Annotated in this window: 3 protein-coding genes; all 3 read left to right on the forward strand. The window is 74.5% G+C overall.

What is annotated here, in order from left to right; genetic code table 11:
- The first annotated feature begins 421 nt into the window (after positions 1–421).
- A complete protein-coding gene (locus tag AC5LSR_RS10670) occupies positions 422–841 on the forward strand; it encodes a hypothetical protein (protein WP_250290393.1) in 420 nt (139 codons plus the stop codon).
- An 84-nt stretch (positions 842–925) separates the two neighbouring features.
- Positions 926–1192 (forward strand): hypothetical protein, encoded by a 267-nt coding sequence (locus AC5LSR_RS10675; protein ID WP_250287507.1) that lies wholly within the window; start codon positions 926–928, stop codon positions 1190–1192.
- 546 nt (positions 1193–1738) lie between these two features.
- Positions 1739–7562 (forward strand): beta-ketoacyl synthase N-terminal-like domain-containing protein (locus AC5LSR_RS10680; protein WP_493468398.1); only part of this gene is annotated, 5824 nt, incomplete at its 3' end.

Raw genomic sequence — 7562 nt, forward strand, 5'->3', positions numbered from 1 at the left:
TCGTGGTCGTGGTCGGCCGTGGCCGCTGTCCCGATGGGCCGGTCCGGTCGTTGGAGATATGCCGAAAATATCGTTGGAAGTATGCCGGAAGTACACTGGAAATATGCCGGAAGTATGTGGTGGAAATATGATCGACGTATGGTCGGGATATATCCGGCGTGCGATTACCGGGTGACTGGCGTCGCCGTATCCGTGCCGGTCGTGTCGCCGTGCCGGCCGCTGTGGCACATGCTGTGAACTGATATGATCTAATTCATCTTCCTCTCACCCCGTGGGGAGGATGCGCTACCCGTGGCCGCTGACAGATCTTTGTCCTCGCGGCGCTGGGCGACGGCATCCGATGGTGGGGTGGGCGATGTCGTCTGCGGCGTGGGACCGGCGGCCTCGACCGGTCCGGGGTGACGCGGCCGGGGGTGACGCGATGGACCAGGTGTACGACCGGATAAAACTGCCGCTTTCCGGTGTGGAAGTCGAACTGGTGAGTTCGCCGGTGGGCCTTCTGCACTGGCGGCTGAAGTCCGCCGACGATTCCACCACCCGCCTTGACCAGCCGCTCGACCGGACGCCGATTCTCGGCTGGGAGGAAGGCACCACGGCGGTGGACGGGCGGCATCCGCCGGTGGTCTTCACCGTCGTGTGGGGATCGCTGCTCGGCGGCCGCGGGCCGCTGCGGGTCGTGCTAGTGCGCCGCCGCCGGTTCCGGGCCTCCCAGCGGCACAACCTGGACCCGATAACGCTCGGCGGGGCGTTCTGGATCGCGGAGTCCGAGGGCTCCTTCGACCATCTGGTGGTCTCGGACGGGGCGATCGTCGAGAGCCGTGACCTGCACGCCCCGGTCTGAGCCGGGGATCGCCCGGATGGCCGTGGCCGGTGCCGTCCCGCGTGGCCGTGCGGGACCCGGGCCGGCTACGCGGCGGGCCACCGCATGGCCGGCTACACCGGTTGCCGGGTGCGTTTTCTCACATCCTCCCGCGCTTCGGCCGGATTCGGATACAAGGACGATCCGTACCGGGGACGACCGGTCGCGGGAACGCCGTGCGGACGCCTTTGCCAGCGGATTGCCGGCGGCATCTACGGCATCTACGGCGGCGGCATCGTCGGCGGCATCGGCGGCGGGGCGCGGATGGCCGGGCCCGACGAAACCGGACGTCCCGAAAGCGGTCACCGTACCTGCCCTTCCGTGTATGGATAGCTGCGCTGTGTCCGCGTCCGGTTTCCTCCGTGTTGCCCGGCCGGTGGGTCCCGCCGGCCGGTTTTCCCGGGGGGCTAAAATTTCCGACACGCATCCGGTGGCACGGTGTCCGCGCCCATGTCCTGCCTGTCCGGGGAAGGAGCTGGTCCGGCACCCGCAAGTGCCGATCTCGGTGAACCGGTGTCGATCGCCGTTGGTGTCCGTCATGGACCGTCGGCCAACGATCTGCTGGGAAATGATGTCGACCTTGAAAACTGTCGTCGTTGTGAGTCGCGTGATTTTTGGTTGCTTTTTCTGGCGCATTATTGTGAATATAATGTGTCATAGTTGTTTCTTTGTGCATGTATACGGTTCGGCTCCCGGGCTCCTCGGCGTGTCGGCCGCGGCACGCCCGTGGCCGCCGGCCCGCCGGCCACCAGCCGGCCGGCGGGCCGACAGGCGATCGTCGCTGTGGCCGCGCACCTGGATACCGGCAGCCGCGCCGGCAGGTACCGGGCCGGCAGGTACCGGGCCGGCCGCCCGCGGCCCGGTCAGGAGGGACCACCCATGAGCACCAGCACGCACCGTAACCCGCAGGCCCGCGGCCCCGGGGTGCCGCGGGCCGGGGCGGCGCGGGTCCCCGGGCCGTCACGGGACCTCGTCGTCGCGGTCACTCCCTTCACCGAGCCTGACGCGCGCCTGACGGCCGCGGTGGCCCGGGCCGGCGGCCTCGGCGTTCTCGACCTGGGGCGGGATGCCGCCGCCGCACGCGCCGCGCTCGCGGACGCCGCCCGCTGGTCGCGCGGCCCGTTCGGGGTACGGGTGCCCGTCGGCTGCGCCACCAGCCCGCGGGAGCTGCCGCCCGAGGTGGACACCGTCATCCTCGCCACCGGCCCGGCCCGCGGTGAGCGGGACAGCGAGCGGAACGTCGAGCGGAACGTCGAGCGGGACAGCGAGTGGGACGTGGAGGCGGCGTCGGCGGGCGGGCGTCGGCGCGTCCTCATCGAGGTCACCTCGGTCGCGCAGGCGCGGGCGGCGGCCGCGGCCGGTGCCGACGGCCTGATCGCCCGGGGCGGCGAGGCCGGCGGCCGGGTCGGCGACCTGACCACGTTCACCCTGCTCCAGCACCTGTTCGCCGCCGACGGCCTGGACCTGCCGGTGTGGGCCGCCGGCGGGCTGGGGCCGCACACCGCCGCCGCCGCCGTTGCCGCGGGGGCGGCCGGTGTCGTGCTCGACGCCCAGCTCGCGCTCGTCCGGGAGATGGAGCTGCCGGCCGAGGTCGCCGCTGCCATCCGGGGCATGGACGGCAGCGAGACCACGCTCCTCGCCGGGCACCGGGTGTACGTCCGCCCCGACCTGCCGGTCGCCGGGCTCGCCGGCCAGCAGGCGGACGAAGGGCTCGACGAAGACGCGGTCGCGCACCGTCTCGGTGCCCGTGACCTGCGTGAACAGTTCCTCCCCATCGGCCAGGACGGCGCCTTCGCCGCGCCGCTGGCCGACCGGTACGTCACCGCCAGCGGCGTTGTCACAGCGGTCCGGGACGCCATCGAGGCCCAGCTCGCCGCCGCGGTCCGGCTCGCCCCGCTCGCCCCGGGCGCGCCCTTCGCCGCCGACCGGGGCCTGCGCGTCCCGGTCGCGCAGGGACCGATGACGCGGGTCAGCGACCGGGCCGAGTTCGCCCGGGCGGTGGCCGACGGCGGTGGCCTGCCGTTCCTGGCGCTGGCCCTGATGGGCGGCGACGAGGCCCGTGCCCTGCTCAGGCAGACCCGCGACCTGCTCGGGGACGCGCCATGGGGGGTGGGGATCCTCGGCTTCGCCCCGCCGGAGATCCGCTCGGCCCAGCTCGAGGCCGTCGGGGAGATCCGCCCGCCCTGCGCGCTGATCGCCGGCGGGCGCCCGTCCCAGGCGGCGTCCCTGCAGGCCGCCGGCGTCGACACCTTCCTGCATGTGCCCTCGCCGGGGCTGCTCGGCCGGTTTCTCGCCGCCGGGGCCCGCAGGTTCGTCTTCGAGGGACGCGAGTGCGGCGGCCATGTGGGCCCACGGGCCAGCTTCCCGCTGTGGGAGGGGCAGATTACCGAGCTGCTGGCGTACGGCGAGCAGGTGTCCGTCGCCAGCGGCCGGTCCGCGGCCGGGGCGTTCTTCGCGGGCCTGCACGTGCTGTTCGCCGGCGGTGTGCACGACGAGCGGTCCGCGGCGATGGTCGCGGCGGCCGCCGCGCCCCTGGCCGCCCGCGGCGCCCGGATCGGGGTGCTGATGGGCACCGCGTACCTGTTCACCGCCGAGGCGGTCACCTCCGGCGCGATCCTGCCCGGTTTCCAGCGGACGGCGCTGGACTGCGGCGGCACCGTCCTGCTGGAGACCTCGCCGGGGCACGCCACCCGCGTCGTTCGGTCACCCTTCGTCACCGCTTTCGCCGGACGGCGGGCCGAGCTGCTCGCTCAGGGGCTCGTCCCCGCGCAGGTGTGGGAGGAGCTGGAACGGTTCAACCTCGGCCGGTCACGGATCGCGAGCAAGGGCCTGCGCCGCGGCCAGGGCCGGCTGGTGCCCGTCGACGAGGACACCCAGCGTAACGACGGTATGTTCATGATCGGCCAGGTGGCGGCGCTGCGGTCGGAGCCGACCACGGTGGCGGCCCTGCACGCCCAGGTGAGCGAGGGCGCCACCCAGGCGCTGGCCGACCGTCTCGTCGCCCTCGGCATCGATCCCGAGACCGACGTCAACGTCGACGGTGACACCGATGTCGGCGTTGACACCGGCGTCGGCCCGGTGCCCGGGCAGCCGGCCCGGCCGGATGCCGCGACGCGGGCGGGCACCCGGGCGCGGGCGGGAGCCAGGGCACGGGGGCGCGGCCGCCGCCGCGAGGCCGCCCGGCCGCTGGACGTGGCCGTCGTCGGCATGGCCTGCGTGTTCCCGGGCGCCGCCGACACCGCCGAGTACTGGGCCAACGTGGTCGGGGGCGTCGACGCGGTCACCGAGGTGCCGCGCGGCCGCTGGGACGCGGATCTCTACCACGCCCCCGGCCGGGCTCCCGGCCAGGATGCCCCCGGCGGGCAGGCCTCCGGCGGGCAGGCCCCCGGCCCGGATCACGGGCGGGGCGGCGGGCGGGTGCCGTCCAGGTGGGGCGGGTTCCTCCCGCCGGTCCCGTTCGACGCGCTGCGCTTCGGCATCCCGCCGAAGTCGCTGAGCAGCATAGAGCCCGGGCAGCTGCTCGCCCTCGAGGTGACCGCGCGGGCCCTGCGTGACGCCGGCTACGACAACCGGCCGTTCGACCGGTCGCGCACGTCGGTGGTCTTCGGCGCCGAGTCCGGCGCGGATCTCGCCGCCGCCCATGGTTTCCGCTCGGCCTACCCGGCCTTCTTCGGGCCGGTCCCGCCCGCCCTGGACGTACGCCTGCCGACACTGGACGAGGACTCCTTCCCCGGAATGCTCGCGAACGTCATCGCCGGGCGGGTCGCCAACCGTTTCGATCTCGGTGGTGTGAACTACACGGTCGACGCGGCATGCGCGTCCTCGCTGGCGGCGCTGGACGCCGCCTGCAAGGAGCTGGGCGGCGGCACCTCGGACCTGGTGCTCTGCGGCGGCGTGGACACGCACAACAGCATCCACGACTTCATGCTGTTCGCATCCGTCCACGCTCTGTCACCGACCGGCCGGTCCCGCAGCTTCGACGCGGCCGCCGACGGCATCTGCCTGGGGGAGGGGGTGGCCGTCGTCGTCCTCAAGCGGCTCGCCGACGCCGAACGCGACGGCGACCGCGTCCACGCGGTGATCAGAGCGGTGGCCGGGTCGAGCGACGGCCGGGCGCTGGGCATGACCGCGCCGAGCCGGGCCGGGCAGGTGCTGGCGATGGAACGGGCGTACGCGCGCGCCGGGATCTCCCCGGCCGACGTCGGCCTGGTCGAGGCGCACGCCACCGGCACGGTCGTCGGCGACAGCACGGAGCTCGCCAGCCTCACCGAGGTGTTCGCCGGCCACGGCGCGCGGCGGGGCGGCTGCGCCGTCGGCTCGGTGAAATCCCAGATCGGGCACACCAAGTGCGCCGCCGGGCTGGCCGGTCTGATCAAGACAGTGCGGGCGCTGGCGGCCGGGGTGCGCCCCCCGACGTCCAACATCACCCGGCCGAACCCGTCCTGGGACGCCGCGACCAGCCCGTTCTTCTTCGACACCGCCGCCCGGCCGTGGGCGGTGCCGGCGTCGCGGCGGCACGCCGGGGTGTCCGCGTTCGGCTTCGGCGGGACCAACTTCCACGTGGTGCTCTCCGCCTACGACGGTGCCCCCGAACCCACCCACGGGCTGGACGCCTGGCCCGCCGAGCTGTTCGTCATCCGCGGCACCGACCAGGCGGCCGCCGGCCGCACCCTGGACCGGCTCACCGAGCTGATCCGCGTCAACGACGGCGCCGGGCGGCCCTGGAAGCTGCGCGACCTGGCCGCGACGGTGGCGGTCAAGCGCGGCGGGGCGGTGCGGGTGGCGTTCGTCGCGACCAGCCTGGACGAGCTCGCCGACCTGGTGAGACGGGCCCGTGCGTTCACCCACGACCCGAAGGCCGGGATCTTCGTCGCCGGCGGCGCTCAGGGGAGGCCGGGCCGGGCCAGGACCGGCCGCGCCACGCCGGCCGGGACAGGAGAAACGGAAGGAGAGGCGGCGGAAGGGAAGACCGCCTTCCTGTTCCCGGGGCAGGGCAGCCAGCGGCCCGGGATGCTGGCGGAGCTGTTCGTGGCCTTCCCGCGGCTGCGGCACCTGCTCGAACGCGGGGAGAAGTGGGTGCCTGCGATGTTCCCGCCGGCCGCGTTCAGCCGGGCGGACACCGACGCCCAGCAGGCCGCGATCACCGACACCCGGACGGCGCAGCCGGTTCTCGGGATCGCCGGCCTCGCCATGCACGAGATCCTCACCGGCCTCGGCGTGCGCCCCGACCACCTCGGTGGCCACAGCTACGGTGAGCTGGTCGCCCTGTGTGCGGCCGGGGCCGTCGACATCGACGATCTGCTGCCGCTCAGCGAAGCCAGAGCGGACGCCATCCTGGGCGCCGCCGGCGCCTTCGCCGCGGTCTCCGTAACCGCCGCTCCCGCTGATCCCCCCGGCGCTCTCGCAACCGGCGCCCTCGCCGGCCATACCGCCGGCACCGGCCCCGCTACCGCCAGCAGCGGCCTCGCTATCGCTAGTGGCGGATCCGCTATCGCTAGTGGCGGCATCGATCCCGTCACGGCTGATCCTGGCCTGGCTGACCCCGGCCTGGCTGACCCCGGCACGATGGCGGCGGTGGCCGCCCCGGCGCGTCGGGTGCGGGAGGTGCTGGAGGCGGCCGCGGCGGGCCCGGCCGGCGGCCCGGCGGGCCCGGGCGATGTCGTGATCGCCAACCACAACGCGCCGGAACAGGCCGTGATCTCCGGTCCGACCCCCGCGGTGGAGGCCGCGGTGCGGGTGCTGGCGGCCGAAGGGCTCACCGCCAGACGGATCCCGGTGGCGTGCGCGTTCCACAGCCCGGTGGTCGCGGCCGCGGCCGGGACGTTCGCCGCCGACCTGGACAGGGTCGCGATCGCCCCGCCGTCACGGCCGGTCTGGTCCAACACGACCGCGCTGCCGTACCCGGACACCGCCGACGCGGTCCGGCGGACCCTCGCCGGCCAGGTCGCCCAGCCCGTCCGCTTCGTCGAACAGATCGAGGCGATGTACGCCGCCGGCGTACGGATCTTCGTGGAGGCCGGGCCGGGCCGGGTCCTCACCGGGCTCGTCAGCCGGATCCTGCACGGCCGGCCGCACACGGCCGTCGCCACGGACGTCCCCGGCGAACACGGGCTGCGCCGGCTCCTGCTCGCGCTGGCGGAGCTGGCGGCCGCCGGGGCCGCCGTGGACACCGCGCCCCTGTTCACCGGGCGTGACGCCCAGGTGGTCTCGGCCGCGAACTGCCCGCGCCGGCCCGGCTGGCTCGTCGACGGCCACCTGGTGCGGACGTCCGACGGCCGTCACCTGCCCGGCGGGCTGGTCCCGGCGGACGAGCTGTCCCGCCTGCCGGCCCCCGAAGCGCCGTCGTGGGCCGCGTCCCCCGGGGCGACGGAGCTGCCGACGGTGATCGTCCCACCGTCGGTGGGGAACGCCGACGCCGCCGTGATCGAGTTCCTGCGGACGACCCGTGAGCTGGTCGCCGCGCAGCGCGAGGTCATCCTGAGCTACCTGGCCGCCGCCGACCGCGCGTCGGCGCTCCCCCCGGCCGCGCTCGCGGGCGCGGAGGCCGCCCTGCCGTCGGGCGCGCTCGGCCACATCCCGCCATCGGAGCTGTACGACCACGGTCCGTTTCCGACGGCCGGGGAACAGCTTCCGTCGCTGACACCGGCTGGTCATGCCGTGCCGCTGCCCATCTCGGTGGATCAGCCCCGGTCACCCGGCCGGC

The sequence above is a fragment of the Protofrankia sp. CiP1_Cm_nod4 genome (assembly GCF_982290645.1).

Excerpts from the sequence above, each read along its gene's own strand:
- AC5LSR_RS10670 (WP_250290393.1), top strand. The coding sequence starts at position 422 with ATGGACCAGGTGTACGACCGGATAAAACTGCCGCTTTCCGGTGTGGAA.
- AC5LSR_RS10675 (WP_250287507.1), top strand. The coding sequence starts at position 926 with ATGGCCGGCTACACCGGTTGCCGGGTGCGTTTTCTCACATCCTCCCGC.